Source organism: Bacillus nitratireducens (genome assembly GCF_036320425.1).
In the GTDB taxonomy this organism is placed as follows: Bacteria; Bacillota; Bacilli; order Bacillales; family Bacillaceae_G; genus Bacillus_A; species Bacillus_A nitratireducens.
Genome location: NZ_JAUMJO010000002.1, coordinates 186,325 through 212,172 on the forward strand (window position 1 = coordinate 186,325; position 25,848 = coordinate 212,172).

Consider the following 25,848-nt stretch of genomic DNA (forward strand, 5'->3'; position numbering starts at 1 on the left):
CCATGGCTCAAATGACAATGATTCAAGCAATCACTGATGCTTTACGCGTTGAAATGAAAAATGACCCTAACGTACTTGTGTTTGGTGAAGACGTTGGTGTAAACGGCGGTGTATTCCGTGCTACTGAAGGTTTACAAGCTGAATTCGGTGAAGATCGTGTAATGGATACTCCACTTGCAGAGTCTGGTATTGGTGGACTTGCAGTTGGACTTGCATTAGAAGGTTTCCGTCCAGTTCCAGAAATCCAATTCTTCGGTTTCATTTATGAAGTAATGGATTCAGTTTCTGGTCAATTAGCTCGTATGCGTTACCGTTCTGGTGGACGTTGGACTGCTCCAGTAACAATTCGTTCTCCATTCGGTGGTGGCGTTCATACTCCTGAACTACATGCTGATAGCTTAGAAGGATTAGTGGCTCAACAACCTGGTCTAAAAGTTGTTATTCCATCTACTCCATACGATGCAAAAGGTCTTTTAATCTCTGCGATTCGTGACAACGATCCAGTTATCTACTTAGAGCATATGAAATTGTACCGTTCATTCCGTCAAGATGTACCAGAAGGCGATTACACAATTGATTTAGGTAAAGCTGATATCAAACGTGAAGGTACAGATGTATCTGTTATCGCTTACGGTGCTATGGTTCATGCTGCATTAAAAGCTGCTGAAGAACTTGAAAAAGAAGGTATCTCTTTAGAGGTTGTTGACTTACGTACAGTTCAACCATTAGATATCGAAACAATCATCGCTTCTGTTGAAAAAACAGGCCGCGTAGTTGTAGTTCAAGAAGCTCAAAAACAAGCTGGTATTGCAGCTAACGTTGTAGCGGAAATTAACGACCGTGCAATCTTAAACTTAGAAGCTCCAGTTGTACGTGTTGCAGCTGCTGATACAGTATTCCCATTCTCTCAAGCTGAGAGCGTATGGTTACCAAACCATAAAGATATTGTTGAAGCTGTTAACAAAGTAATGAACTTCTAATTTTTAGTTTTTCATGTGCAAAAGAAATCAGCACATGCTGGTTTCTTTTGTACATATTCCATAATAATGAAATGAATCAGGGGGCTGAATTCCGTGGCATTTGAATTTAAACTACCAGATATCGGTGAAGGTATCCACGAAGGTGAAATCGTAAAATGGTTTATTAAACCAGGTGACGAAGTAAACGAAGACGATGTACTTCTTGAAGTACAAAATGATAAAGCAGTAGTAGAAATCCCTTCTCCTGTTAAAGGTAAAGTACTTGAAGTACTTGTAGAAGAAGGAACAGTTGCAATTGTAGGAGATACATTAATTAAATTTGATGCTCCTGGATACGAAAACCTTAAATTTAAAGGTGACGATCATGATGAAGCTCCAAAAGCTGAAGAAGCAGCAGTAGAAGCTCCAGCAGCGGAAGCTACTCCAGCAGCAACTGCGGAAGTAGTAAATGAGCGTGTAATCGCTATGCCATCTGTTCGTAAATATGCTCGTGAAAAAGGTGTAGATATTCATAAAGTAGCTGGTTCTGGTAAGAACGGCCGCGTTGTGAAAACTGACATCGATGCATTTGCAAATGGTGGACAAACTGTAGCAGCAACTGAGGCTCCAGCAGCAGTAGAAGCTACTCCAGCAGCAGCGAAAGAAGAAGCACCAAAAGCACAACCAATCCCAGCTGGTGAATATCCAGAAACTCGTGAGAAAATGAGTGGTATCCGTAAAGCGATTGCGAAAGCAATGGTTAACTCTAAGCATACAGCTCCTCACGTAACATTAATGGACGAAGTAGATGTAACAGAACTTGTTGCTCACCGTAAGAAGTTCAAAGCTGTTGCAGCTGACAAAGGTATTAAATTAACTTACCTTCCATACGTTGTAAAAGCTTTAACATCTGCATTACGTGAATTCCCAATGTTGAATACTGCTTTAGACGATGCTTCTCAAGAAATCGTTCATAAACATTACTTCAACATCGGTATCGCAGCTGATACAGACAAAGGTCTATTAGTACCAGTTGTTAAAGATACAGATCGTAAATCTATCTTTACTATCTCTAACGAGATCAATGAACTTGCTGGTAAAGCACGTGACGGTCGTTTAGCTCCAGCTGAAATGAAAGGTGCTTCTTGCACAATTACAAACATTGGTTCTGCAGGTGGACAATGGTTCACTCCAGTTATCAATCACCCAGAAGTAGCAATCCTTGGTATCGGCCGTATCGCTGAGAAACCAGTTGTGAAAAATGGTGAGATCGTTGCAGCTCCAGTATTAGCATTATCTCTAAGCTTTGACCATCGTTTAATTGACGGCGCAACTGCTCAAAAAGCATTAAACCAAATTAAACGTCTATTGAATGACCCACAATTATTAGTAATGGAGGCGTAATAACAATGGTAGTAGGAGATTTCCCAATTGAATTAGATACAGTCGTTGTTGGTGCAGGTCCTGGTGGATACGTTGCGGCAATTCGTGCAGCACAATTAGGTCAAAAGGTAGCAATCATTGAAAAAGCTAACCTTGGTGGCGTATGCTTAAACGTTGGATGTATTCCTTCAAAAGCGTTAATCAATGCAGGTCACCGTTATGAGAATGCAATGCATTCTGATGACATGGGTATCACTGCAGAGAACGTAAAAGTTGACTTTACAAAAGTTCAAGAATGGAAAAACGGCGTAGTTAAGAAATTAACTGGCGGTGTTGAAGGCCTTCTTAAAGGTAACAAAGTTGAAATCATTCGCGGTGAAGCTTACTTCGTAGATGCTAACACATTACGCGTAATGACTGAAGATGCAGCACAAACTTATACGTTTAAAAATGCTGTTCTTGCAACTGGTTCTACACCAATCGAAATTCCAGGATTCAAATACTCTAAACGTGTTATCAACTCTACAGGCGCTTTAAGCTTACCTGAAATTCCTAAAAAACTTGTTGTAATCGGCGGCGGTTACATCGGTATGGAATTAGGAACTGCATATGCTAACTTCGGTACAGAAGTTACTGTAGTAGAAGCTGGCGACGAAATCTTAGCTGGTTTCGAAAAAGCTATGAGCTCTGTTGTTAAACGTGCTCTTCAAAAGAAAGGTAACGTAAATATCCATACAAAAGCTATGGCTAAAGGCGTTGAAGAAACAGAAACTGGCGTAAAAGTTAGCTTTGAAGTTAAAGGTGAAATCCAAACTGTAGAAGCAGATTACGTATTAGTAACTGTAGGTCGTCGTCCAAACACTCAAGAAATTGGTCTTGAGCAAGTTGGAGTTAAAATGACTGACCGCGGCATCATCGAAATCGATGAGCAATGTCGTACAAACGTATCAAACATCTATGCAATCGGTGATATCGTTCCTGGACCTCCATTAGCTCACAAAGCTTCTTACGAAGGTAAAGTAGCTGTTGAAGCAATTAGTGGCCATGCATCAGCAATCGATTACATCGGAATTCCTGCAGTATGCTTCACTGATCCAGAATTAGCATCTGTTGGTTACACTAAGAAACAAGCTGAAGAAGCAGGAATGACAGTAGCTGTATCTAAGTTCCCATTCGCTGCAAACGGTCGTGCGTTATCATTAAACAGCACTGATGGTTTCTTACAACTTGTAACACGTAAAGAAGATGGTCTTCTTGTAGGTGCACAAGTTGCAGGTGCAGGCGCTTCTGATATTATCTCTGAGATTGGTTTAGCTATCGAAGCTGGAATGACAGCAGAAGATATCGCTCAAACAATCCATGCTCACCCAACATTAGGTGAAATCACAATGGAAGCAGCTGAAGTTGCTCTTGGAATGCCAATTCACATTGTAAAATAATTTAAGTAATGTAAATAACCCATCTCTTATTTAAAGAGATGGGTTATTTTTATTTTAATATAATGGCGTGCAAGGTCTTTATATGTACTTGTCGAATGAATATATATAATACTTTAAATGAATCGTTAGAACATAGGTTAATCCAAAAGCAGCATATATACTTTCATATAATATGTAATTGATTCAAACTTAATCCCATATATTAATAAAATAGAGCATGTCAAAGGAGAAGGTTCCATGAGAATATTACATGTTATATTTTATCATTTTCTATTATGGAGTGGTTTTTCCATTGTATTAACATTATCGAATGGTGATAAGTTTCATTATAAAGTAATTCTCTTTTTCGTATTTCTTTATTTGGCATATGTAATTGCATGTTTTGTATTACACGCAAGGAAGCAGGCATTATTTCTTACGTGTTCAAATTGCATACTTTTTTTAATCATATTCTCAATTTTTTAAATTAACGTTTATAGAAATACATTGTTCTTCCATTAAATAATCGTAACTCTCCTTCCAATTTCTTCGCTAGAAAACGGCTAAATTCATTTGCTTTTCCTTTATCGCCGAATGTTGCTGTGGTGGGTAAAGAAATCTGTATGAAAGATTGATCCTTTTCTATTCCAATCCCCACATAAATAGAATTATATCGGTCGTGACTCGATTGGAGTTTTAATGTTGTTGCTGATGTATCTAATATTTCATAAGGAAAAGCTGTATTTGTATAGGCGTAATTAATTTGATCACCAGTCTTGGAAGTAACGGTTTTATAGTTATGAAAAAGGTGTTTGACATCCTCTATTGAAACAGATTGTTGATTGGATTTAGGTACAAGTGTGATAAAGGCGTGTTGCATACAAATTCCCCCCTAGTTTAGTAGAATAATATCATTCTACATCCTACTGAATTTTTTGACAATTAAAAGGAGTATTACTTTTTTTGTTTAATATATTATTGAGTAGGAAGTGTTATTGAGAAAGGTGGAAACTGATGTTTGAAAAATTGTATGATGAGCATGAAAGTGTGAAGGTACGATTTTTAGGATTTATGACGCATGATACACGTTATGATTTTGGAGTTATTTATACAAATATGTTTTTTGGAAAGCCACTTATTGTTTGTATGCAAACAGGGAGATCTACTTTACTTGGAAGAGATGATGTGGAAAATGTTCCTTATATACAAGAAACTTTTAAGTTAGGGTCGGAAGAGGAGGCAGAGGAGTTAGCTCAGTTTTTTAAATTTCTTGTTCCGTCTACTTCTTTGCATGCGGAGTATGAAGAATAATTAACAAGAAACAGTCGTACGTATGATATATGACTGTTTTTTTGTGTTAATATCGCATACTAATTTATTTTTAAAATATTTAATGTGTTATACTAAAAACCTATTGACGTAAAAAGTATAACATATTAAAATAAAGACAGAAAGTTAAGCGGTTACAAAAAAGTTTTTGGGATTATAAACTTAGGGGGAAATGAAAAATGGGAACAATCGTATGTCAAGATTGTGAAGGTACAATTGCACACTTCGAAGATGAGAAAGTAACGGTACTTTACGGGAAATGTGGATCTTGCGGATGTGATCACACAGAGCATACAAAAGCCCAATAATTGATAGGAAATGGACAGCTAAAAGTTTTTAGGACCATAAACTTAGGGGGAAATGAAAAATGGGAACAATCGTATGCCAAGTATGTGAAGGAACAATCGGACATTTTGAAGATGAAAAAACGACAGTGCTTTACGGGAAATGTGGTACAAATTGTGAATGTGCTAATAGAGATAATGCGAAAGCTTAATTATAAATAAGTAGATTATTATTAAAACTCAGGGGGAAATGAAAAATGGGAACAATCGTATGCCAAGTATGTGAAGGAACAATCGGACATTTTGAAGATGAAAAATCAACAGTACTTTACGGGAAATGTGGATCTCATTGCGAATGTGACCAAAAGGAACACTCAAAAGCTTAATAATGAAGAAAAAACGCCTACACATGTAGGCGTTTTTTTTTAGTAGATTGTAGTTGTATGTCCGACTGTTGCAACGATTGCATCATCTCTAATTGGAATAAATCCTATTGAGGTTTGTGGTGTGCTAGGCGAACTGTATTGGCTCATAATACGACTATCGATACGAGTAATAGTATCAGTCAAGAAAGCCGAAATAAATGCATAAGGGACTCGTCGTTCATTTAACGCGTATATAATTTCTTCTTTTGTTTTTACACCTACGCCATGTCCGTAAAAAAAGAAATTTCCTAAATAGATTGTGTTTTCTCCTTGCCACTCGATTGTAGCTGGATTCACTTGTGGATTTTTAAAGTAAACGAGATCGCCTGGAACAAGATCGCCACCTGTTTTTGTTATGAGCTTTAAATCATGATCATAGTCCCATGTATAAAGTAAAAGGTTTGCAAATAGCCGGTTGAAAGTTTTTTCCTCATACAATGATAGTAATGCTTTGTAAAAAATAATTATCATAGCGGTTGCGCATTCAGTTCCATATAGTTTTCCGTTTTTGAAAATATCCTGGATGGCAATGGAAGGCGGTATGTTTGGAAGTAGTTTAAATCCGCCAAGTGATGTTCTTTCCCAAAACTGAGGGTTGCAAAAAGATTGTTGAAATGTACGAAACTGAAATCCACTTTGAAAAAGTTCTAGCGCGGAAGTAATAATATTAACTCGTAAATTAAGATCAAAGCTGAGTTCATCAGCTGTTCGGAAGGAATAAACTTCTTGATTTCCTGCCATAATGGATAAAATTTGTTGTTTCTCAGCTGCAAATGGCTCATATTCATTTGTGATATAAGGATGTACAATAGAACGGCCTATTACAATCATAATAGTATCCCCACCTATACGTTACATTCTTTAATATCGTATGAGAAAAGGAAAAAAAGGTGAAAGAAAAGCCTATCAACTGATAGGCTTGTACTCTTTAATAACACGTAATGTTTGTAACGTCATATCTTCGGGTCCTTGTACTGGTAACCCTGCTTCTAAATTTTTACGAATATACTCTAAGTTTTCTTGTGTAATAATTTCCCCCGGAGTAAAGATTGGAATCCCTGGCGGATAAACCATAACAAAATCAGCTATTATGCGACCCGCTGCGTTTTCAAACGGAATGACTTCCGTCTCTGAATAAAAAGCATCTCTAGGAGAAAGTGCTAGCACAGGTATTTCTGGAATGTCTACTTGTACTTGAACACCTGTATCTACTCTATTTCTGTATGTTGTTGCTAAATCTTGTAATGCTGTGATAAGTGTATCAGTTTCACTTTCGGTATCTCCAAAAGTGATAAGACAAAGTATGTTATATAGATCAGAGAGTTCTACTTCAATGTTGTAATGTTCTCTAAGCCATACTTCAGCCTCATGGCCAGTAATACCTAAATCTTTTACAGATACAATTATCTTTGTAGGATCATAGTTAAAAGTAGCATCTGTTCCTAGCATTTCTTTTCCAGGACAATAAAGATGCTCAATAGCATTAATAGCATCACGAACATGTTCAGCTAATTGTATTGTTTGTTCTATGAGAACTTTTCCTTCGGTAGCAAGACGTTTTCTAGCAACATCAAGGGATGCTAACAAAATGTAAGAAGTTGATGTTGTCGTAAGCATGCTAATAATGGATTGGACATGCTTTACATTCACAAGACCTTCTTTTACATTAAGAATAGAGCTTTGGGTTAAAGACCCTCCTAACTTGTGAACACTTGTTGCTGCCATATCTGCACCTGCTTGCATAGCCGAGATTGGTAGTTCATCATGAAAATGGATATGAACACCGTGAGCCTCATCAACAAGTACAGGAATATCATAAGAATGAGCTAATTTTACAATCTGCTCTAAATCTGCAGCAAACCCAAAGTATGTTGGATTAATAACAAGTAAGCCTTTCGCATCTGAGTGCTCTTCGAGAGCTTTTTTGACAGACTGCATTGTGATCCCGTGTGAAATACCAAGCTTCGGATCAATCTCAGGATGCATGAAAATCGGTTTTGCACCTGAGAAAATAATAGCTGACATTACAGATTTATGCACGTTTCGTGGCACGAGGATTTTATCACCAGGGCCGCAAACGCTCATCACCATTGTCATAATTGCACCACTTGTACCTTGAATAGAAAAGAAAGTATGATCTGCACCGAAAGCAGCGGCGGCTAAATCCTGAGCTTCTTTAATCATACCTTTTGGATGATGTAAATCATCGAGCGGCGCAATGTTAATTAAATCAATTGCTAATGCATTATGCCCAATAAATTCGCGAAATGTTGGATCCATGCCCTGTCCTTTTTTATGACCTGGAATATGGAATTGAACTGGATTTCGCTTACTGTGCTCAACTAAAGCGGTAAACAATGGTGTTTCGTATTGGGACAATCTATACACCCCTTCTTCTTCGTAATATTTATTAGAATTTGTTTTATATGATTTCATCTCATTCTAAAAGGAATTTAAGATGACTAACTTTTAGAACATGACTTGTTTTCCTGCCATTCACAAAAGCTTTTTTGGGGATGGTAGTCTCACTTTACTTTCTATAAAACAAAAGCATTATATCACCAATAATTATAGATGTATAGAAAAATCTCATTTTCAAGGTGAGTATGTTTAATAGTTAGATTTTAAATACCGCAAAGAGGAAGACAATTCCATTGAAATGGATAAATGGTGTATAATGCAGAGTGGCTATAGTGAAGAATAAAAGATTCTTTTAAAGGTAGCATAATGGAAAAAGAAAGAATACTGAATGAGGTGCAAAATGGAATATCAATATCCACTTGATTACGATTGGTCAAATGAAGAAATGGTAGCAATTGTAAAGTTTTATGAAGCGATTGAAAAGGTATATGAAAAAGGAGTTTTGAGAGAAGACTTGATGGAATTATATCGTCGTTTTAAAGAGATTGTCCCATCGAAGGCAGCGGAGAAAAAAATTGATAAAGAATTTCAAGAAGTAAGTGGATATTCTATATATCGTGCGATTCAAAAGGCAAAAGAAGTAGCAGAAAAAAAGATTGTAAAAATGTAAAAATATTTTGAAAAATAAAATACAAAGTGCTATAATGTGATAACAACTAAAAACGGACAATATAAATTGTCCGTTTTCTACTATCGATTTATCGATTAGAAATCGCATATAAAGGAAGGAGTGATTGCATCGTAGATTCAATCTTAGCAAGGAATTGTTCGTTGGTCATTGCTGAAAACTCCTCTGGTGATATATGAATACCGACTAATAATTCTGCTTTTTTCACAGTAGCTAAACGTTCAATCATCTTTTGTAAGTCTTCCGTTTCAAGCGTTTCATGCAATTTTACACCTGGTTTAGTATGGTCAATGGACCAAACGAAGTCATTTGGAATATTCGTTTTTAAATCATTTAAATGTTCTAAGAAGGCGTGAGCCGTCTCCACTTTTTGTGGACACTCATAGATTAAACCAAAGTATATGAAAGCGTGAGTACCCCATAAACCAATTTGAAAATGTGGTAACATTTTATATCCACGTTTATTTGTTGAAAAAGCAACCCAAGTATCGTTTGGTGGATTGACTTTGCGGCGTGCGTGTTTGGCTACATGGTAGAAAAAGTTTTCATCGGTTTGTTTTGATAAGTATTCTGCAAACTGTTCCCCTAAAGCTTCTAGCTTAGGATGAATATTCGTTTTAATTGCGCTCATTCGTTCTTCAAGACCATCAACAGTAAAAACTTCAAAATCAGTTGATGTGAATGTTTGTAGTGGCATGATTGTTCCTCCAACTCCTATTTTGTTTTATTTTAGCATAGCTTGTACTATTCATAAAAAAAACAGCACAAAAAAATTTTAATAAAAAAATATAATTTTGTTGCATAGATGATTTATCCAACATAGTATAGTATAAAACAAAAAATCAGAAAATTGAATCAATTCTAGTCCGAGGGCAAACGAATATTGGGAGGAGGCAAATAATATGAGACAGGTGATTAATGCGTTAAAGAGAACAGATGCTGAAAAAAGAATTCCGGTGCTACGTTTGGAGCTAGATTATGAATTAGCAACTTTATATGATGCAATGATGGAGAATGACAAACAGAAAAAAGAAGAGTGCGTAGAAAAATTAGAAGTGTTAAGACTTGAAATGATTCGTTTAGAAGCGTAATAATAGTATATGAATAAAAAATTAGTTGGTGCGAACCTTATAAAGGGTTCGTTTTTTCTGTGAACAGTATAGATCGGAGTGTTTAAACATGCACGAGATATGGAAAGATATTGATACACACGCAAAACAGTGGATTCGAGAAGCGGGAGAACGTTTAATGGGATCGCTGAAAAAAGCACTTATTATAGAAACAAAATCTAATGCAGCGGATTTAGTAACAAACATGGATCGAGAGACGGAGCGGTTTTTAATTGGGAGAATTAAAGAAACATTCCCAGCCCATAATATTTTAGGAGAAGAAGGATATGGAGATGAAATCACTTCTTCTAATGGGGTTGTTTGGTTAATTGATCCAATTGACGGCACGATGAACTTTGTTCACCAAAAAAGAAATTTCGCAATCTCAATTGGAATTTATGAGAACGGTATCGGAAAAATTGGCCTTATTTATGATCCAGTTCATGATGAATTATATCATGCGATAAAGGGAGAAGGGGCCTTTTGTAATGATTTACCTATTCCCATGCTAGAAGAAGGAACAATAGAACAGGGAATTATAGCTTTAAATGCGATATGGCTTACTGATAATCCATTGCTGAATACGAAAAAAATGATGAGGCTTGTTAAGAAAGCGAGAGGAACAAGGTCTTATGGTTGTGCTGCGCTAGAAATGGTATATGTTGCAACGGGAAGATTAGATGCGTATGTAACACCGCGTTTATCGCCATGGGACTTTGGCGGGGGACAGATTATTGTAGAAGAAGTTGGCGGGAGAGTGACAACCTTCTCTGGAACTCCTCTTTCTATCATAGAGAAGAGCAGTGTGTTAGTTGCAAAACCAGGAGTATACGAAGAGGTATTCTTATTTGTATCGCAGTAACAAAAAAAGTAAGAGGCTATAAAAGAAGCTTCTTACTTTTTAACGTTATTGCGATTTACGCATTTTTCTTTTTGTTACAAAACCGTATCCAACTGTAACAAATGTGCCGATAATGCAAATAATAATACCAATGGGACTATTTTCAGCAACCATAATGCCGATACCGATTAAGAAAATAACACCGATAATTGCAGTTAATAAAAAGCGATATTGAATGTGTTCCATTTCTTCACCCTCCAATCTCATTTTACTTTCACAAAAGTAAGAATACAACTATATTTTCATTCTTGATTTTATTTTGATTGCCATAGTATCCCCTTCGCTCTTATAATAGAGAAGGATTAAAAAGACATTAGGAGTTGGACATGTTGAAAAAACGACAAGATTTACGAAATATAGCAATTATTGCCCACGTTGACCATGGTAAAACAACACTTGTTGACCAGTTATTACGTCAAGCGGGGACTTTCCGTGCAAACGAACACGTTGAAGAACGTGCAATGGATTCGAATGATCTAGAAAGAGAACGCGGTATTACAATTTTAGCAAAAAATACTGCGATTCACTATGAAGATAAACGAATTAACATTTTAGATACACCTGGTCACGCTGACTTCGGTGGAGAAGTAGAACGTATCATGAAAATGGTTGATGGTGTTCTACTTGTTGTTGATGCATATGAAGGTTGTATGCCACAAACACGATTTGTTTTAAAGAAAGCTCTTGAGCAAAACTTAACGCCAATCGTTGTTGTAAACAAAATTGACCGTGACTTCGCTCGCCCTGATGAAGTAGTTGATGAAGTAGTTGACTTATTCATCGAACTTGGTGCAAACGAAGATCAATTAGAGTTCCCGGTTGTATTTGCATCAGCAATGAACGGAACAGCAAGCTTAGATTCAAATCCAGCAAACCAAGAAGAGAATATGAAATCATTGTTTGACACAATCATTGAACATATTCCAGCACCAGTTGATAACAGCGAAGAGCCACTTCAATTCCAAGTAGCACTTCTTGATTACAATGACTATGTTGGTCGTATCGGGGTTGGACGTATATTCCGTGGTACAATGAAAGTAGGACAACAAGTTGCATTAATGAAGGTTGATGGAAGTGTAAAACAATTCCGTGTAACTAAATTATTTGGTTATATTGGATTAAAACGTCAAGAAATTGAAGAAGCAAAAGCTGGAGATTTAGTAGCTGTTTCAGGTATGGAAGACATTAACGTAGGTGAAACGGTATGTCCGGTTGAGCATGAAGAGGCTTTACCATTATTACGTATCGATGAGCCAACATTACAAATGACATTCCTTGTAAATAACAGCCCATTTGCAGGTCGTGAAGGTAAATTCATTACATCTCGTAAAATTGAAGAGCGTCTTCGTTCACAATTAGAAACAGATGTAAGTTTACGTGTAGATAATACAGATTCTCCTGATGCATGGATCGTATCTGGACGCGGAGAATTACATTTATCTATCTTAATTGAAAACATGCGTCGTGAAGGTTATGAACTACAAGTATCTAAGCCTGAAGTAATTATTAAAGAAGTTGATGGCGTAAGATGTGAGCCTGTAGAGCGCGTGCAAATCGATGTACCTGAAGAATACACAGGTTCTATTATGGAATCTATGGGTGCACGTAAAGGTGAAATGTTAGATATGGTGAATAACGGAAACGGTCAAGTTCGCCTTACTTTCATGGTTCCAGCACGTGGTTTAATTGGTTACACAACAGAATTCTTAACATTAACTCGTGGTTACGGTATTTTAAACCACACATTCGATTGCTACCAACCAGTACATGCTGGACAAGTGGGTGGACGTCGTCAAGGTGTTCTAGTTTCACTTGAAGCAGGAAAAGCATCACAATACGGTATTATGCAAGTTGAAGACCGTGGTGTAATCTTCGTTGAACCAGGTACAGAAGTATATGCTGGTATGATTGTCGGAGAACACACTCGTGAGAATGATTTAACAGTTAACGTTGTGAAAATGAAACAACAAACTAACATTCGTTCTGCGACGAAAGATCAAACTTCAACAATGAAAAAACCACGCTTAATGACTTTAGAAGAGTCATTAGAGTACTTAAATGATGATGAGTTCTGTGAAGTAACTCCAGAATCAATTCGTCTACGTAAAAAGATTCTTGATAAGAGCGAGCGCGAAAGAGCTGCTAAGAAAAAAAAATCTGTTGAAGCGTAAAACAGTAAAAACAGCTACCTTTTATAAAGGTAGCTGTTTTTTTATTTTGTTTATTTTTTAGAATATTTACTCTTTTTTGTGGACAGTATTTTTTTTGCGAGTTACTCTTGTATTAAGTACATAAAGAAAATTTGTTTTTATGAGAAGGGAGGAAAGATAGTGTTAGAAAGAATGTCATTTTTCGCGAAATTGTGCAAAGTTGATGAAAATCCAGAACTAGGGATGTGGTTACTTTATGGGACAATTATTATACTGAGTGCACTTGTATATAATTTAGGATTTGCAAGGAAGCTATCAGTGCTAAAAAATATAGTAATATACATATCTTTAGCAATCGGATGCACGGTATTAACTTTCTTTGCAGTTTTTTTACCAGTTGGAGAGGGGCTCGTTGTAGCGGCGATTGTACTTGGAATTTATAGATTACGTTTACGTCAAGCGAAACAACAAAAAGTAGGGTGAAAAGGGGGAGTTTCATGCGCTCGGTACAAGATGCACTATATAATTGGTTAACAATTAAAACTGTTGCGGAAGCGCGTCCAGATGATAGCGCTGCACAAGAAACGTATGTATTATTTCGAAATATGATATATGAAGAGCATAAATTACGAAATGTAGAAGTGGAAAAGAACGAGGAAATGTATTTAATTACATATGAAATTGATGGAGAAATAAGGAGTGCAAGATTTCCAGTAGAAGCAATTGATTGTTTTTTGGATCAGATGAATCGTGAACCAGAAAAATACAAATAAGTCCTTATCTATATGATTAAGGACTTATTTACGGTTTACCAATCGTCTTCTACTTTTTTATCACGATATAATCGGAAATTACCACTTGCATGGCGTTCCATAGTACGCTCTGCAATGCGTTCCGTACATTCCATGCACATATATGTATGAATAGGGCGATTACGCAATTTTTTTGCCATAGGATTTTCGTCATCTAACATATCTTTTTTATCACAAATCATACATCTGACTCTCATTTCGTCACCTCAATACGAATTCTATCAGTATAAGTATATCATGGAAGCATAATGTTTTTGAATAATAGCGGGAAAAAATAATATTTTCGCAATTCGAAAAATAAGTTATGATAGGGGTATAGAAAGATTATTTGGAGGTGGAGATATGGCGAATGTAGTAGAGCCTACATTGACAGATGATTTAGTACAATCGTTACGTAAAGAGAGTATCGTTCTGGTAGCAACGACAGATTTCGAAAAACAAATTCCTAACGTAAGTGCTATTTCTTGGGTATATGCAGTGAGTGAAACTAGTATTCGATTTGCGGTAGATCAACGCTCACGTATTGTGGAAAATATACGGCATAGTGCAGGGGTAGTATTGACTATAATGGCGAATGAATCCGTATTTTCCATATGTGGTGAAGGTCAAATTTTAACAGATAGAATGGAAGGGATTCCACTAAAATTAGCTGTAATAGAAGTGAATGTGCAAGAAGTTCGTGATGTTATGTTTTATGGAGCTAAACTTGCTACAGAACCAGTATATGAAAAAACATATGATCTTCGAGCTGCGAAAAAGCTGGATAATCAAGTGTTGGTAGGAATGAAAGAATTATAAATGGGATGAATAGGAAAGTCGTTCATTAAATTTTGTAATTGAGTATTGTGATTTAATGTGAAAAATAATAATTAAAAGTAATATATTGAATAGAAATGAATAAAAAATAAAGAAAAGGTTTAATTTCTATGAATTTCGATTCTACCTCGTTTATACGTTACATATAATTATAACAATGGTTCGTCCATATTTTATGGATGAAACCCTTGTTCTACAAATTTAAAAGTGGAGTCAGGGGGTAACAGGTTGGATAAAATTTATGTGTTAGATACGAATGTACTTTTGCAGGATCCTTTATCTATTTTTTCATTTGCAACAAATGAAGTAGTGATTCCAGCAGTTGTATTAGAAGAGGTTGATTCGAAAAAACGTTATATGGATGAAGTAGGACGAAATGCTCGTTATGTGTCTAAGTTAATAGATAAATTTCGCGAAATAGGAAAGCTGCATGAAAGTATTCCGCTAGAAAACGGCGGTACATTTCGTATTGAATTAAATCATCGCTCATTTGTTCAACTGCAAGATATTTTTGTAGAAAAAACAAATGATAATCGAATTTTAGCGGTAGCGAAAAACCTATCTTTAGAAGAACAAGAAAAAGAGGACGGGAAGTCTGTTATTTTAGTAAGTAAAGACGTGCTCGTAAGGGTAAAAGCTGATGCAATTGGTTTGAAGGCTGAAGATTATTTAAGTGACCGCGTAATTGAAGTAGACAATATATATTCAGGATTTTTAGAAGGATATATATCAAAAGAACAATTGGATTATTTTTATGAAAAAGGTGAACTACCTTTATCTGAAATAGCAAATCATCCTTTTTATCCAAATCAGTTTGTTGTAATGAAAGATGCACTAGGGGGCTCTAGTTCAGCACTTGGGATTGTGGATCATTTAGGTAAGAAGGTAAAGAAACTTATTTTTCACAATGAACAAGTATGGGGAATACGCCCACGAAACGTGCAGCAAATTATGGGATTAGAATTGTTGCTTCGGGAAGATATTCCGCTAGTAACGTTAACGGGGAAAGCTGGTACAGGAAAAACATTACTAGCGTTGGCTTCGGGACTCATGCAAACGGAAGATTTAGGGTTATATAAAAAACTACTCGTTGCAAGGCCAATTGTTCCAGTCGGAAAAGATATCGGTTATTTACCAGGAGAAAAAGAAGAAAAATTAAGACCGTGGATGCAACCGATCTTTGATAATCTAGAGTATTTATTTAATACGAAAAAGCCAGGAGAGTTAGATGCTATTTTAGCTGGAATGGGTTCGATCGAAGTAGAGGCCCTTACCTATATACGTGGGAGAAGTATTCCAGATCAGTTCATTATAATTGACGAAGCACAAAATTTAACAAAACATGAAGTGAAAACGATATTAACAAGGGTAGGGGAAAAAAGTAAAATTGTATTAATGGGAGATCCTCAGCAAATTGATCACCCGTATTTGGATGAATATAATAACGGTTTAACATATGTTGTAGAGAAGTTTAAAGAGCAACGTATTAGTGGTCATGTAAAGTTTGTTAAAGGGGAGCGGTCTAATTTAGCTCAACTAGCAGCGGATTTATTATAAAAAGGAGTGAGCTTCAGCTCACTCCTTTTTTGTCTTTTAATTATACAATTTAAATGATTGTGAATTTACGGATGTTACGAATCGGATTTTGTCTATTAGATCCATCGTGGAAATATAGATGAACAGGTCCGTCTTCTCTTAATGGTTTACCTTCTTTTGAAAAACCGAGAATTGCTTGATTAGCTGTTTCTAACGGAAGTGTAATCGAATTGTCTGTGGTTTCAATTTCGATTTGAGTAGCACCTTCTAAAATTTCAGCATTTTTAAGAAATGGCTGAAGTGGTATGCCAAATGTTCCGTTAATAAGCTGTTCTTTTTTATATTTCTTTACGCTTTGTTGGATTGGCGGGAAGGCAGCGCCATCACGGATTTCGCGATCCCAATGCTCTGAAGTATGTTTTAAGTATGTTTCTAATTCGGATGATTCTTCTCTTGTTTCATCAAAGTAAGTTGTCAAATCTAATTTTCGATCATCAAAAATCCAAACAGTTGGATCGATAGTGATTGGAAAACGTACTTTTCCATTAATAAATAAAATTTCGCTCATTGTTGTTCCCCCATTTGTGTTATACTCCCACTTTTCAGTATAATAGTATTAGACACTGTTGTCACAAAAAATGTTTCTATTGCAATTTATTAAAACTATCGCTAATATTAATAGATAGGAGAGAGTAGGACGGAAACGGAGGGAATCAATTTGGCGTCTGAGACAGTATCAAATCATCAGGAAAAGGCACTAGCCCTTCTACAAGCGGATGCGGAGAAGATCTTAAGACTCATTAAGGTGCAAATGGACAATCTTACAATGCCGCAATGTCCATTATATGAAGAAGTGTTAGACACACAAATGTTTGGACTATCCCGCGAGGTCGATTTTGCAGTTCGCCTTGGTCTTATTGCAGAAGAACAAGGGAAAGCGATGCTAGGAGAGCTCGAACGTGAGTTATCTGCACTTCATGAAGCATTTACAAACAAACAACAATAACGGGTTCAAATAGGAGGGCTCAAACTGAAATAGTTTGGGCTTTTTATTTGTATGATAAAGCAGGAAGAATCTGTATACATATGGAATACAACAATAATTAAATTGAAACAGAAAGAGGAAATGAAATGAAAAAAGTATGGAAATCGATGGATTATTCATTATTACTTCCTCTTATTATTTTATGTGTGTTGGGAGTAATAATGGTATATAGTTCTAGTTCCATTGTTGCGATTTCAAAGCATAACTGGCCAGCAAATTACTTTTTTAAAAAACAATTAGTTGCTCTAGCAATTGGAACGATAATGTTAGCGATTATCGTTGCTATTCCCTATAAGATTTGGAGAAAGCGAATAGTTTTGATTGCAATGGGAACAGGGAGTATTGTTTTATTACTTGCAGCCTTCCTTTTCGGTAAGGAAGTGAATGGTGCAAAAGGATGGATATTAGGTATACAACCAGCTGAGTTTGTGAAAATAACGGTTATTATTACGCTAGCAAACTTTTTTGCCAAGAAACAAGAGACGCAAACAGCTTTTGTACAAGGGATAATTCCGCCTTTAGCTGTTGTCGGTGGAGCGATGGGATTAATTTTACTTCAAAATGACTTAGGGACCGATATACTAATAGGTGGAACTGTACTAATTATGTTCTTTTGTTCGGGAGTTAATGTTAATTTAAGTATAAAACGATTTCTTTTAACGTCTATAATATGGATTCCGGCGTTGTATTTAATTGGGAATTATAAGTTGAATCCATACCAAAAAGCGCGTTTTTCAGTTTTTCTTGACCCATTTAACGATCCTCAAAATGATGGATTCCAATTAATAAATTCTTTTATTGGAATTGCTTCAGGTGGGCTACATGGTCGAGGATTAGGAAACAGTGTACAAAAATATGGCTACTTACCAGAGCCGCAAACAGATTTTATTATGGCAATTATATCTGAAGAGCTCGGTTTTATAGGTGTAGCAGTCATTTTAATCTGTTTATTATTAATTATTATTCGGTCGCTCAGGGTTGCACAAAAATGTAAAGATCCGTTTGGCAGTTTAATAGTAATAGGGATTGCAGGTTTATTTGGAGTTCAAACTTTTGTTAATGTCGGTGGGATGTCTGGGTTAATACCGCTTACAGGGGTACCATTACCGTTTGTAAGTTATGGTGGAAGTTCTTTATTGGCTAATTTACTTGCAATGGGTATACTGTTAAATATTGCTAGTCATGTAAAACGACAAGAGAAACTACAGAATGAAACGAATACAGAAATAGGGCAAGGTGGACCACATCTTGTTGTTGTAAAATAAAAAGCACACTGGGACGAGGAGCTCAGTGTGCTTTTTATTTCGTTTATTTTTAATGTGATATACTATTTTGTTATATTGATTAAAAATATATCACATTAAAATTAATGTGATATACAATAGTGTTGTTAGAAAAGGAAGAGGTATGCTATACTGTTTTTGTGAAACAAATTGATCAGAAAACTTATCATTTGTTGAAAAATAAGGTATGATGGATAAAAATAAAGTGAAGCTTTCTAAGTATAATATAATGTGGAAAGTGAAGAACTTCACGCTCTTTAGAGTGTGTATGTATTTTATCTCTAGAGTGGTAGAAAGTAGAGGGGGAAAATCATGACAAAGCTGCAACGTATTCAAAAAGTATTGGTAGCTAACCGTGGAGAGATTGCAATTCGTGTATTTCGAGCATGTTCAGAACTTGGATTAAACACAGTTGCAATTTATTCGAAAGAGGATAGCGGTTCTTATCATCGCTATAAAGCCGATGAGTCCTATTTAGTTGGGGAAGGAAAAAAACCAATTGATGCTTATCTAGATATTGAAGGCATTATTGAGATTGCGAAAAGTAATCATGTAGATGCAATCCACCCTGGATATGGTTTCTTGTCAGAAAATATTCAATTCGCAAAACGTTGTGAAGAAGAAGAAATTATCTTTATTGGTCCAAAAAGTAAGCATTTAGATATGTTTGGAGATAAAGTTAAAGCAAGAACACAAGCGCAGTTAGCACAAATTCCAGTTATTCCTGGTAGTGATGGTCCAGTAAATTCATTAGAAGAAGTCGCAGAATTTGCTGAAAAGTATGATTACCCGATTATTATTAAAGCGTCCCTTGGTGGTGGCGGCCGAGGTATGCGTATAGTACGAGCTAGTGAAGAATTAAGAGAATCGTATAATCGCGCGAAATCAGAAGCAAAAGCAGCCTTTGGTAATGATGAAGTATACGTTGAAAAATTCGTTGAAAAACCTAAACATATAGAAGTACAAATTTTAGCAGATGAAGAAGGCAATGTTGTTCACTTATTCGAGCGTGACTGTTCTGTACAACGTCGCCATCAAAAAGTTGTCGAAATCGCACCGAGTGTATCGCTTTCAGATGATTTGCGTCAACGTATTTGTGATGCTGCTGTTAAGTTAACGAAAAATGTAAACTATTTAAACGCAGGAACGGTAGAATTCCTTGTAAAAGGTGATGAGTTTTACTTCATTGAAGTAAACCCACGTGTTCAAGTTGAACATACAATTACAGAAATGATTACAGGAGTGGATATCGTTCAATCACAAATATTAATAGCTGATGGACATGCATTACATAGTAAAATGGTGGGTGTTCCTAAGCAAGAGGAAGTGGTTGTGCATGGATTTGCAATCCAATCTCGTGTAACGACTGAAGACCCACTAAATAATTTCATGCCAGATACAGGGAAAATTATGGCGTACCGATCAGGCGGTGGTTTTGGTGTTCGTCTTGATACAGGTAATAGTTTCCAAGGTGCAGTTATTACACCATACTACGACTCTTTACTTGTAAAAGTTACTACTTGGGCACTTACTTTTGAACAAGCCGCTGCAAAAATGGAACGTAACTTAAAAGAATTCCGTATTCGTGGTATTAAAACAAATATTCCATTCCTAGAGAATGTAGTAAAACATAAAAACTTCTTATCAGGAGAATATGACACTTCATTTATTGACGCTTCACCTGAACTATTCTTGTTCCCGAAACGTAAAGACCGCGGAACAAAAATGTTAAATTATATTGGTACAGTAACAGTAAATGGCTTCCCAGGAGTAGGGAAAAAAGAGAAACCAATTTTCTCAGATGCTCGTATACCAAATGTGATACACTCAGAGCCAATCCAAAATGGAACGAAACAAATTTTGGATGAGCGTGGGGCGGATGGATTAGTAAAGTGGGTACAAGATCAAAAGCGTGTACTTTTAACTGATACAACATTCCGTGATGCACATCAGTCATTACTTGCAACTCGTGTTCGTACAAAAGATTTACATCACATTGCAGAGCCGACGGCGAGAATGTTACCAAACTTATTCTCAGCGGAAATGTGGGGCGGTGCAACGTTTGATGTTGCATATCGTTTCTTGAAAGAAGATCCATGGGAACGATTACTAGATCTTCGTGAAAAAATGCCAAACGTTTTATTCCAAATGTTACTTCGCTCTTCAAACGCAGTAGGTTACAAAAACTATCCAGATAATTTAATTCAAAAATTTGTGGAATGTTCTGCTCAAGCTGGAATTGATGTCTTCCGTATTTTTGATAGCTTAAACTGGGTAGAAGGTATGAGAGTTGCGATTGATGCTGTACGAGATACTGGTAAAATTGCAGAAGCGACAATGTGTTACACAGGAGATATTCATGATCCGTTACGTAGTAAATATGATTTAAATTACTATAAAAACTTAGCAAAAGAGTTAGAAGCATCAGGAGCTCACATTTTAGGTATTAAAGATATGGCGGGCTTACTAAAACCAAATGCAGCATATGATCTAGTTTCAGCATTAAAAGAGACGGTATCGATTCCGATTCATCTGCACACACACGATACAAGTGGAAATGGTATATTAACGTATACGAAGGCAATTGAAGCAGGTGTTGACATTGTCGATGTAGCAGTAAGTTCTATGGCTGGTCAAACGTCACAACCAAGTGCGAACACGCTATACTATGCGTTAGGCGGAAACGAAAGACAGCCAGACGTTAATATAGATTCATTAGAAAAACTATCTCATTACTGGGAAGATGTACGTAAATACTACGCACCGTTTGAAAGTGGTATGAATGCACCTCACACAGAGGTATATATGCACGAAATGCCAGGCGGACAGTATAGTAATTTACAACAACAAGCGAAAGCGGTTGGTTTAGGAGATCGCTTCGATGAAGTTAAAGTGATGTATCGCCGTGTTAATGATATGTTTGGTGATATTGTAAAAGTAACACCATCATCTAAAGTTGTCGGTGATATGGCATTATTTATGGTTCAAAATCACTTAACAGAACAAGATATTTTAGAGCGTGGACATTCTATGGACTTCCCAGGATCTGTTGTTGAAATGTTCTCGGGAGATTTAGGACAACCATATGGTGGTTTCCCGAAAAAATTACAAGAAATAATTTTAAAAGGGAAAGAGCCATTAACAGTAAGACCAGGTGAATTATTAGAGCCGGTAGATTTCGATGCTTTACAAAAAGAGTTATTCCATAAACTTGGACGCGAAGTGACGATTTTTGATGTAGTCGCATATGCGTTATATCCAAAAGTGTTTATGGACTACGAAAAAGTTGCTGATCTTTATGGAAACGTATCTGTGCTTGATACAACGACATTCTTCTATGGAATGAGATTAGGTGAAGAAATCGATGTGGAAATCGAACAAGGTAAAACATTGATGGTTAAACTAGTATCAATCGGAGAGCCTCAGCCAGATGGAAACCGTGTACTTTACTTGGAGTTTAACGGTCAACCACGTGAGATTGTTGTGAAAGACGAAAGTGTAAAAGCAACAGTGGCACAACGTGTGAAAGGAAACCGTGAAAATCCAAACCACATTAGTGCAACAATGCCAGGGACAGTTATTAAAGTAGTTGTAAAAGAAGGCGATGAAGTGAAAAAAGGCGATTCTATGGCAATTACAGAAGCGATGAAAATGGAAACGACAGTTCAAGCGCCGTTCAATGGTAAAGTGAAAAAAGTATATGTTAACGATGGAGATGCAATTCAAACGGGTGACTTACTCATTGAATTAGATCACTAAAATAGAAAAAGAGCTGTGTAAATACAGCTCTTTTTTTATCGCAAAAAATACCTTGCCAATTCGGCAAGGTATTTTAATTTAAATTTATTTTGTTTGTTTAGAAGTTGATTCAGCTTCTTTTGCATTCGCTTTACTTCTTGTACCTAACATAACTAAATAGCATAGTACAGCAAACAAGCAAGAAATGAATAGTGAATGTAATAATGCCATTACTAAATTAGCATTTGTAAATACGACTAAAATTCCCACGATAGCTTGAAGTGTAACAAGGATAAATGAAATGATCCATCCCCAGTATACGACAGGCTGCTGTTTGTAATGGCGAATAGCGAGAATCATCGCGTATAGTATCCAAGCGAAAATTAACATCGCTGCAACTCTATGTCCCATTTGAACCCATTCATGTAGTTGAGTTGGCATAGGTCTATTTTTGCTACATAAAGGAAAGTCTGGGCAGGCTAAGCTAGCTCGTTCGTGACGTACTAAAGCGCCTGTGTAGACGACAATATAACTGTAAATTGTTACACCATAAATATGAAATTTCATTTTTTTGTCCATAATAAGTGAACGTGCATCAAATTTCTGGTCGATTTCAAAGATAAGACACGTTAATAAAATGACAGAAGCAAATGAAATTAAGGAAATACCGAAATGGATAGCAAGTACAGCTGGCATTTGTCCCCAAACAACAGCAGCAGCTCCCATTAATGCTTGTGCAACTAAAAATACGAAGGATAAAATTGCTAACGTTTTTGTTTCGCGCACATGTTTATAATATTTCCAGGACAAAATACAAAGGAGTGTGACAAGAATTCCTGCTGATCCTGATGTAAGTCGGTGACTTAGTTCAATAATAGTTTCCATTGATAAATTAGATGGAACAAATTCACCGTTACAAAGTGGCCATGATTTACCGCACCCTTGGCCAGAACCTGTTTTTGTAACTAAGGCGCCTCCTAGTAAAACTATTAATAAATCAAGACTCGTAATGACTGCTAACCATTTAATAAAGCGTTGCAATCTATTTCACCATCTTTCTGCTATGAAGTTATTGCGAAATATTTTCATTCCATTATGTATAGAATAAAACGCGCTAGTTCCTATGATATATAAAAAATAATAAAATAGCAAAGAAATGGTGGGCGCAGACAGGGGAGAGAAAATGGGTGTAGAAATAGGATATATAAGGAAAATTTTAGGTGAAAAATAGGCTATTTTGAAAAGAAATGGGGAGAATACGTGTTAAATATGACAAAAAAAGTTTATGATAGAAGGTAACATCATGTTATGATAAGGACAAGTAAGAATTAAGTTTTTTATGTTCGACACAAAAAGTTCATGTTTTCTTCACAAAATGTTCGGGAAATATGATTTAATATATTGGAGTATGGGCGTAGATTAGTAGTAGAATGGGTTAACAATGTTTCTACTGTAATAATATTGCTATATAGAAGCGAAATATTTCATTCGAAATAGGCGCAAAAAGAAAGATGAAAGTTTTAAGAGGGGGTTAAAGTGATGAACCATGCAACAAGTGAGCTGCATGATGAGTCTGCTGTTACAAGTGTGCCGGAAACAACTCGGTTACAAGATTTAAAAGCGCTCGTTAAAATGGGGATTGTAAACTCAAATACACTTACTGTATTTACAGGATTTTGGTTGGCATTACACTTTAATGGATTAAGTGTGATGGACAATCTGGATAAGTTATTCTTTACAATCGTTGGTTCTGGATTAATTATGGCGGGGGTATGTTGTTTAAATAATTACATTGATCGAGACATCGACCCGTTAATGGAAAGAACAAAAAACCGTCCAACGGTTACTGGGAAGTATAAACCGGGATTTGCACTTACATTTGGACTAGTTATATTACTTCTTGGATTTGTATTTTTATTATTAACAACACCAATGGCAGTATTAATGGGATTTATTGGTGCTTTCACATATGTTGTCTTATATACGTTATGGACAAAGAGAAAGTATACACTAAATACTGTTGTAGGTAGTATATCTGGAGCAGTTCCACCTTTAATTGGATGGGCAGCAATCGATCCATCTTTAGGCCATCCAATTGCTTGGATGTTATTTTTAATTATGTTTATTTGGCAAATCCCACATTTCCTCGCATTAGCGATGAAACGTGTTGATGAATATCGAAATGCAGGAATCCCAATGCTTCCTGTTGTACAGGGATTTGATATTACGAAACGTCAGATTATGATTTGGACAGTATGTTTATTACCACTACCATTTTATATGAGTGGGCTTGGAATAACATTCATGGTAATCGCAACATTGCTAAACATCGGATGGATCGTACTAGGGTTTTATGGCTTCCGTAAGCAAGATGACATCAAATGGTCCGTAAAAATGTTTGTTTATTCCCTGAATTACTTAACAATCTTATTTGTGTCAATGATTGTAGTTACATTCTTCTAAGACAACGACATGATTGGATTTCTTTACGTTGAGATTTACTTTACTTAACTATAAAGTACAATCTAATTCACAAAGAAAGTGGGGGTTGTTTGTATGAAGAAACAGTGGCGACTGCTTTCGTTCGTTTCACTGCTGGCTTTACTGTTAGGGGGATGCGGTAAAGCCTTTCAATCTACTTTAATTCCGCAAGGAGAAGTAGCAAAAATGCAATATGATTTGCTCTTACTAGCGAGTGCAATCATGATTGGAGTAGTACTTGTAGTTACTATTATTTTCTTATATGTAATTGTGCGTTTCCGACAAAAGAAGGGTGAGGAAGATTTCATTCCAGAGCAAGTTGAAGGAAATCACAAACTAGAAATTATATGGACAGTTATTCCGATTATTCTTTTGTTAATCTTGGCTGTTCCGACTGTTACATATACATTCAAGCTTGCTGATGTAAGTGCGATGGAGAAAAAGAATATTGATAAAGATACTATCGTTGTTGATGTAACAGCGAATCTTTATTGGTGGGAATTTTCTTATAAATCAGAAAAAATAGTAACTTCTCAAGATTTAGTCATCCCCACAGGTAAGAAAGTGTATTTGAATTTGAAGGGTGCCGATATTAAACATTCGTTTTGGGTTCCATCTTTAGCTGGGAAAATGGATACAAATACAGATAATGTAAACAAAATGTGGTTAAAGGCAGATAAATCGGGCACTTATAATGGTTTTTGTACAGAGTTTTGCGGCCCGTCACATTCTTTAATGCAATTTAAAGTGAAAGCTTTAGATGAAAGCGAGTACAAAAAATGGCTTGCTGATATGAAGAAGATTGATGGGAAAAAAGAAGTAGCTTCAACAAAGGCGCAAGAAGGCCAAGAAATATTTAATAAAAGCTGTATTGGTTGTCATGCAGTTGGATCTAATGATAGTAGACCACCTTCCGCTCGTATCGCACCAAACTTAGCAAACTTTGCAGATCGCGATACAGTTGCTGGTATTGCCGAAAATAATGAAGAGAACTTAAAAAAATGGCTGAAAGATCCTGAAAATATGAAGCCAGGTAATAAAATGACTGGTAAATATGGCAACTTAACGGATGATCAAATTAATGCATTAAATGCATATTTACAAACGTTAAAGATTGAAAAGTAAAGAGG

General features: G+C 36.1%; 29 protein-coding genes. 21 read left to right on the top strand and 8 right to left on the bottom strand.

All coding sequences use genetic code 11. From position 1 onward, the window contains the following. Positions 1-2: 2 nt before the first annotated feature. From pdhB to Q3V31_RS07335, 4 genes are all read left to right on the top strand, one after another. Positions 3-980 (top strand): pyruvate dehydrogenase complex E1 component subunit beta, encoded by a 978-nt coding sequence (gene pdhB, locus Q3V31_RS07320; protein ID WP_000068162.1) that lies wholly within the window; start codon positions 3-5, stop codon positions 978-980. A gap of 93 nt (positions 981-1,073) precedes the next feature. Continuing rightward, a complete protein-coding gene (gene pdhC / locus Q3V31_RS07325; RefSeq protein ID WP_000863416.1) occupies positions 1,074-2,363 on the top strand; it encodes a pyruvate dehydrogenase complex dihydrolipoyllysine-residue acetyltransferase in 1,290 nt (429 codons plus the stop codon). Between the two features lie 5 nt (positions 2,364-2,368). Then, on the top strand, positions 2,369-3,781 hold the full coding sequence (lpdA, locus tag Q3V31_RS07330) for a dihydrolipoyl dehydrogenase (RefSeq protein ID WP_000260106.1): 1,413 nt from the start codon (positions 2,369-2,371) through the stop codon (positions 3,779-3,781). Between the two features lie 237 nt (positions 3,782-4,018). Continuing rightward, the gene (locus Q3V31_RS07335; protein ID WP_001221349.1) at positions 4,019-4,246 is read left to right on the top strand and encodes a hypothetical protein; all 228 of its coding nucleotides are present in this window, start codon (positions 4,019-4,021) and stop codon (positions 4,244-4,246) included. A gap of 1 nt (position 4,247) precedes the next feature. On the opposite strand, the gene Q3V31_RS07340 is transcribed toward Q3V31_RS07335, so the two are convergent. Beyond that, positions 4,248-4,640 carry a DUF1885 family protein gene (locus Q3V31_RS07340; protein WP_001163313.1) on the bottom strand — a complete coding sequence of 131 codons (393 nt, stop codon included), beginning with the start codon at positions 4,638-4,640 and terminating at the stop codon, positions 4,248-4,250. A gap of 134 nt (positions 4,641-4,774) precedes the next feature. On the opposite strand from Q3V31_RS07340, the gene Q3V31_RS07345 reads away from it, so the two are divergent. The 4 genes from Q3V31_RS07345 (at position 4,775) to Q3V31_RS07360 (ending at position 5,759) form a co-directional block, all read left to right on the top strand. Then, on the top strand, positions 4,775-5,071 hold the full coding sequence (locus tag Q3V31_RS07345; protein ID WP_000462037.1) for a DUF3055 domain-containing protein: 297 nt from the start codon (positions 4,775-4,777) through the stop codon (positions 5,069-5,071). Between the two features lie 197 nt (positions 5,072-5,268). Next, a complete protein-coding gene (locus Q3V31_RS07350; RefSeq protein ID WP_000536778.1) occupies positions 5,269-5,397 on the top strand; it encodes a GapA-binding peptide SR1P in 129 nt (42 codons plus the stop codon). A 59-nt stretch (positions 5,398-5,456) separates the two neighbouring features. Next, on the top strand, positions 5,457-5,585 hold the full coding sequence (locus tag Q3V31_RS07355) for a GapA-binding peptide SR1P (protein WP_000536808.1): 129 nt from the start codon (positions 5,457-5,459) through the stop codon (positions 5,583-5,585). A 45-nt stretch (positions 5,586-5,630) separates the two neighbouring features. After that, on the top strand, positions 5,631-5,759 hold the full coding sequence (locus Q3V31_RS07360) for a GapA-binding peptide SR1P (protein WP_000536797.1): 129 nt from the start codon (positions 5,631-5,633) through the stop codon (positions 5,757-5,759). Between the two features lie 39 nt (positions 5,760-5,798). Here the strand turns inward: Q3V31_RS07360 and Q3V31_RS07365 are convergent, their stop codons facing one another. Together Q3V31_RS07365 and speA are read right to left on the bottom strand one after the other, a co-directional pair. Continuing rightward, positions 5,799-6,629: a protein-glutamine gamma-glutamyltransferase gene (locus Q3V31_RS07365; protein ID WP_000635345.1), complete on the bottom strand. Its 831-nt coding sequence runs from the start codon at positions 6,627-6,629 to the stop codon at positions 5,799-5,801. A gap of 75 nt (positions 6,630-6,704) precedes the next feature. After that, positions 6,705-8,177: an arginine decarboxylase gene (speA, locus tag Q3V31_RS07370; protein WP_000084908.1), complete on the bottom strand. Its 1,473-nt coding sequence runs from the start codon at positions 8,175-8,177 to the stop codon at positions 6,705-6,707. Between the two features lie 382 nt (positions 8,178-8,559). Here speA and Q3V31_RS07375 point away from each other — a divergent pair, with 382 nt between their 5' ends. Then, positions 8,560-8,829: a UPF0223 family protein gene (locus Q3V31_RS07375; protein ID WP_000456545.1), complete on the top strand. Its 270-nt coding sequence runs from the start codon at positions 8,560-8,562 to the stop codon at positions 8,827-8,829. An 88-nt stretch (positions 8,830-8,917) separates the two neighbouring features. Here Q3V31_RS07375 and Q3V31_RS07380 read toward each other — a convergent pair whose 3' ends face one another. Further along, a complete protein-coding gene (locus tag Q3V31_RS07380; protein ID WP_001130993.1) occupies positions 8,918-9,544 on the bottom strand; it encodes a YktB family protein in 627 nt (208 codons plus the stop codon). Between the two features lie 205 nt (positions 9,545-9,749). On the opposite strand from Q3V31_RS07380, the gene Q3V31_RS07385 reads away from it, so the two are divergent. Continuing rightward, a complete protein-coding gene (locus Q3V31_RS07385) occupies positions 9,750-9,938 on the top strand; it encodes a hypothetical protein (RefSeq protein ID WP_001250167.1) in 189 nt (62 codons plus the stop codon). 88 nt (positions 9,939-10,026) lie between these two features. Beyond that, complete coding sequence (locus tag Q3V31_RS07390; RefSeq protein WP_000544519.1) at positions 10,027-10,818, top strand: inositol monophosphatase family protein; 792 nt, start codon at positions 10,027-10,029, stop codon at positions 10,816-10,818. 45 nt (positions 10,819-10,863) lie between these two features. Here the strand turns inward: Q3V31_RS07390 and Q3V31_RS07395 are convergent, their stop codons facing one another. Continuing rightward, positions 10,864-11,043: a DUF5325 family protein gene (locus Q3V31_RS07395; protein ID WP_000400129.1), complete on the bottom strand. Its 180-nt coding sequence runs from the start codon at positions 11,041-11,043 to the stop codon at positions 10,864-10,866. Positions 11,044-11,183: 140 nt separating this feature from the next. Here Q3V31_RS07395 and typA point away from each other — a divergent pair, with 140 nt between their 5' ends. From typA to Q3V31_RS07410, 3 genes are all read left to right on the top strand, one after another. Continuing rightward, the gene (typA, locus tag Q3V31_RS07400) at positions 11,184-13,028 is read left to right on the top strand and encodes a translational GTPase TypA (RefSeq protein WP_000914767.1); all 1,845 of its coding nucleotides are present in this window, start codon (positions 11,184-11,186) and stop codon (positions 13,026-13,028) included. A gap of 159 nt (positions 13,029-13,187) precedes the next feature. Next, entirely contained in the window at positions 13,188-13,490 is a 303-nt protein-coding gene (locus Q3V31_RS07405; RefSeq protein WP_000893663.1) for a YlaH-like family protein, read from the top strand. A 14-nt stretch (positions 13,491-13,504) separates the two neighbouring features. Continuing rightward, positions 13,505-13,780 (top strand): hypothetical protein, encoded by a 276-nt coding sequence (locus Q3V31_RS07410; protein WP_001258153.1) that lies wholly within the window; start codon positions 13,505-13,507, stop codon positions 13,778-13,780. Positions 13,781-13,815: 35 nt separating this feature from the next. Here the strand turns inward: Q3V31_RS07410 and Q3V31_RS07415 are convergent, their stop codons facing one another. Continuing rightward, complete coding sequence (locus Q3V31_RS07415; protein WP_002094429.1) at positions 13,816-14,016, bottom strand: YlaI family protein; 201 nt, start codon at positions 14,014-14,016, stop codon at positions 13,816-13,818. Positions 14,017-14,161: 145 nt separating this feature from the next. On the opposite strand from Q3V31_RS07415, the gene Q3V31_RS07420 reads away from it, so the two are divergent. Both Q3V31_RS07420 and Q3V31_RS07425 read left to right on the top strand, forming a co-directional pair. Next, entirely contained in the window at positions 14,162-14,617 is a 456-nt protein-coding gene (locus Q3V31_RS07420) for a PNPOx family protein (protein ID WP_000024573.1), read from the top strand. Positions 14,618-14,863: 246 nt separating this feature from the next. Further along, on the top strand, positions 14,864-16,192 hold the full coding sequence (locus Q3V31_RS07425; RefSeq protein ID WP_000358078.1) for a PhoH family protein: 1,329 nt from the start codon (positions 14,864-14,866) through the stop codon (positions 16,190-16,192). A 49-nt stretch (positions 16,193-16,241) separates the two neighbouring features. Here Q3V31_RS07425 and Q3V31_RS07430 read toward each other — a convergent pair whose 3' ends face one another. After that, on the bottom strand, positions 16,242-16,739 hold the full coding sequence (locus Q3V31_RS07430; protein WP_016130202.1) for a hypothetical protein: 498 nt from the start codon (positions 16,737-16,739) through the stop codon (positions 16,242-16,244). 150 nt (positions 16,740-16,889) lie between these two features. On the opposite strand from Q3V31_RS07430, the gene Q3V31_RS07435 reads away from it, so the two are divergent. From Q3V31_RS07435 to pyc, 3 genes are all read left to right on the top strand, one after another. Beyond that, the gene (locus Q3V31_RS07435) at positions 16,890-17,177 is read left to right on the top strand and encodes an Fpa/YlaN family protein (protein ID WP_000135698.1); all 288 of its coding nucleotides are present in this window, start codon (positions 16,890-16,892) and stop codon (positions 17,175-17,177) included. Positions 17,178-17,302: 125 nt separating this feature from the next. Next, a complete protein-coding gene (ftsW, locus tag Q3V31_RS07440) occupies positions 17,303-18,481 on the top strand; it encodes a putative lipid II flippase FtsW (protein WP_000758397.1) in 1,179 nt (392 codons plus the stop codon). Between the two features lie 330 nt (positions 18,482-18,811). Then, a complete protein-coding gene (pyc, locus tag Q3V31_RS07445) occupies positions 18,812-22,258 on the top strand; it encodes a pyruvate carboxylase (protein ID WP_000164098.1) in 3,447 nt (1,148 codons plus the stop codon). An 84-nt stretch (positions 22,259-22,342) separates the two neighbouring features. Here the strand turns inward: pyc and ctaA are convergent, their stop codons facing one another. Then, positions 22,343-23,278 carry a heme A synthase gene (gene ctaA / locus Q3V31_RS07450; RefSeq protein ID WP_001188734.1) on the bottom strand — a complete coding sequence of 312 codons (936 nt, stop codon included), beginning with the start codon at positions 23,276-23,278 and terminating at the stop codon, positions 22,343-22,345. A 498-nt stretch (positions 23,279-23,776) separates the two neighbouring features. Here ctaA and ctaB point away from each other — a divergent pair, with 498 nt between their 5' ends. Further along, positions 23,777-24,700 carry a protoheme IX farnesyltransferase gene (ctaB, locus tag Q3V31_RS07455; protein ID WP_001015055.1) on the top strand — a complete coding sequence of 308 codons (924 nt, stop codon included), beginning with the start codon at positions 23,777-23,779 and terminating at the stop codon, positions 24,698-24,700. A gap of 93 nt (positions 24,701-24,793) precedes the next feature. Then, positions 24,794-25,843: a cytochrome c oxidase subunit II gene (gene coxB / locus Q3V31_RS07460; protein ID WP_000745263.1), complete on the top strand. Its 1,050-nt coding sequence runs from the start codon at positions 24,794-24,796 to the stop codon at positions 25,841-25,843. Positions 25,844-25,848 lie beyond the last annotated feature (5 nt).

Coding starts and splice junctions, on each gene's coding strand:
- Q3V31_RS07375 (WP_000456545.1), top strand. CDS start 8,560: ATGGAATATCAATATCCACTTGATTACGATTGGTCAAATGAAGAAATG.
- typA (WP_000914767.1), top strand. CDS start 11,184: ATGTTGAAAAAACGACAAGATTTACGAAATATAGCAATTATTGCCCAC.
- pdhB (WP_000068162.1), top strand. CDS start 3: ATGGCTCAAATGACAATGATTCAAGCAATCACTGATGCTTTACGCGTT.
- Q3V31_RS07360 (WP_000536797.1), top strand. CDS start 5,631: ATGGGAACAATCGTATGCCAAGTATGTGAAGGAACAATCGGACATTTT.
- ftsW (WP_000758397.1), top strand. CDS start 17,303: ATGAAAAAAGTATGGAAATCGATGGATTATTCATTATTACTTCCTCTT.
- Q3V31_RS07355 (WP_000536808.1), top strand. CDS start 5,457: ATGGGAACAATCGTATGCCAAGTATGTGAAGGAACAATCGGACATTTT.
- Q3V31_RS07365 (WP_000635345.1), bottom strand. CDS start 6,629: ATGATTGTAATAGGCCGTTCTATTGTACATCCTTATATCACAAATGAA.
- Q3V31_RS07415 (WP_002094429.1), bottom strand. CDS start 14,016: ATGAGAGTCAGATGTATGATTTGTGATAAAAAAGATATGTTAGATGAC.
- Q3V31_RS07350 (WP_000536778.1), top strand. CDS start 5,269: ATGGGAACAATCGTATGTCAAGATTGTGAAGGTACAATTGCACACTTC.
- lpdA (WP_000260106.1), top strand. CDS start 2,369: ATGGTAGTAGGAGATTTCCCAATTGAATTAGATACAGTCGTTGTTGGT.
- Q3V31_RS07420 (WP_000024573.1), top strand. CDS start 14,162: ATGGCGAATGTAGTAGAGCCTACATTGACAGATGATTTAGTACAATCG.
- coxB (WP_000745263.1), top strand. CDS start 24,794: ATGAAGAAACAGTGGCGACTGCTTTCGTTCGTTTCACTGCTGGCTTTA.
- Q3V31_RS07345 (WP_000462037.1), top strand. CDS start 4,775: ATGTTTGAAAAATTGTATGATGAGCATGAAAGTGTGAAGGTACGATTT.
- Q3V31_RS07395 (WP_000400129.1), bottom strand. CDS start 11,043: ATGGAACACATTCAATATCGCTTTTTATTAACTGCAATTATCGGTGTT.
- Q3V31_RS07390 (WP_000544519.1), top strand. CDS start 10,027: ATGCACGAGATATGGAAAGATATTGATACACACGCAAAACAGTGGATT.
- Q3V31_RS07335 (WP_001221349.1), top strand. CDS start 4,019: ATGAGAATATTACATGTTATATTTTATCATTTTCTATTATGGAGTGGT.
- ctaB (WP_001015055.1), top strand. CDS start 23,777: ATGAACCATGCAACAAGTGAGCTGCATGATGAGTCTGCTGTTACAAGT.
- pyc (WP_000164098.1), top strand. CDS start 18,812: ATGACAAAGCTGCAACGTATTCAAAAAGTATTGGTAGCTAACCGTGGA.
- Q3V31_RS07340 (WP_001163313.1), bottom strand. CDS start 4,640: ATGCAACACGCCTTTATCACACTTGTACCTAAATCCAATCAACAATCT.
- Q3V31_RS07410 (WP_001258153.1), top strand. CDS start 13,505: ATGCGCTCGGTACAAGATGCACTATATAATTGGTTAACAATTAAAACT.
- Q3V31_RS07380 (WP_001130993.1), bottom strand. CDS start 9,544: ATGCCACTACAAACATTCACATCAACTGATTTTGAAGTTTTTACTGTT.
- Q3V31_RS07430 (WP_016130202.1), bottom strand. CDS start 16,739: ATGAGCGAAATTTTATTTATTAATGGAAAAGTACGTTTTCCAATCACT.
- Q3V31_RS07385 (WP_001250167.1), top strand. CDS start 9,750: ATGAGACAGGTGATTAATGCGTTAAAGAGAACAGATGCTGAAAAAAGA.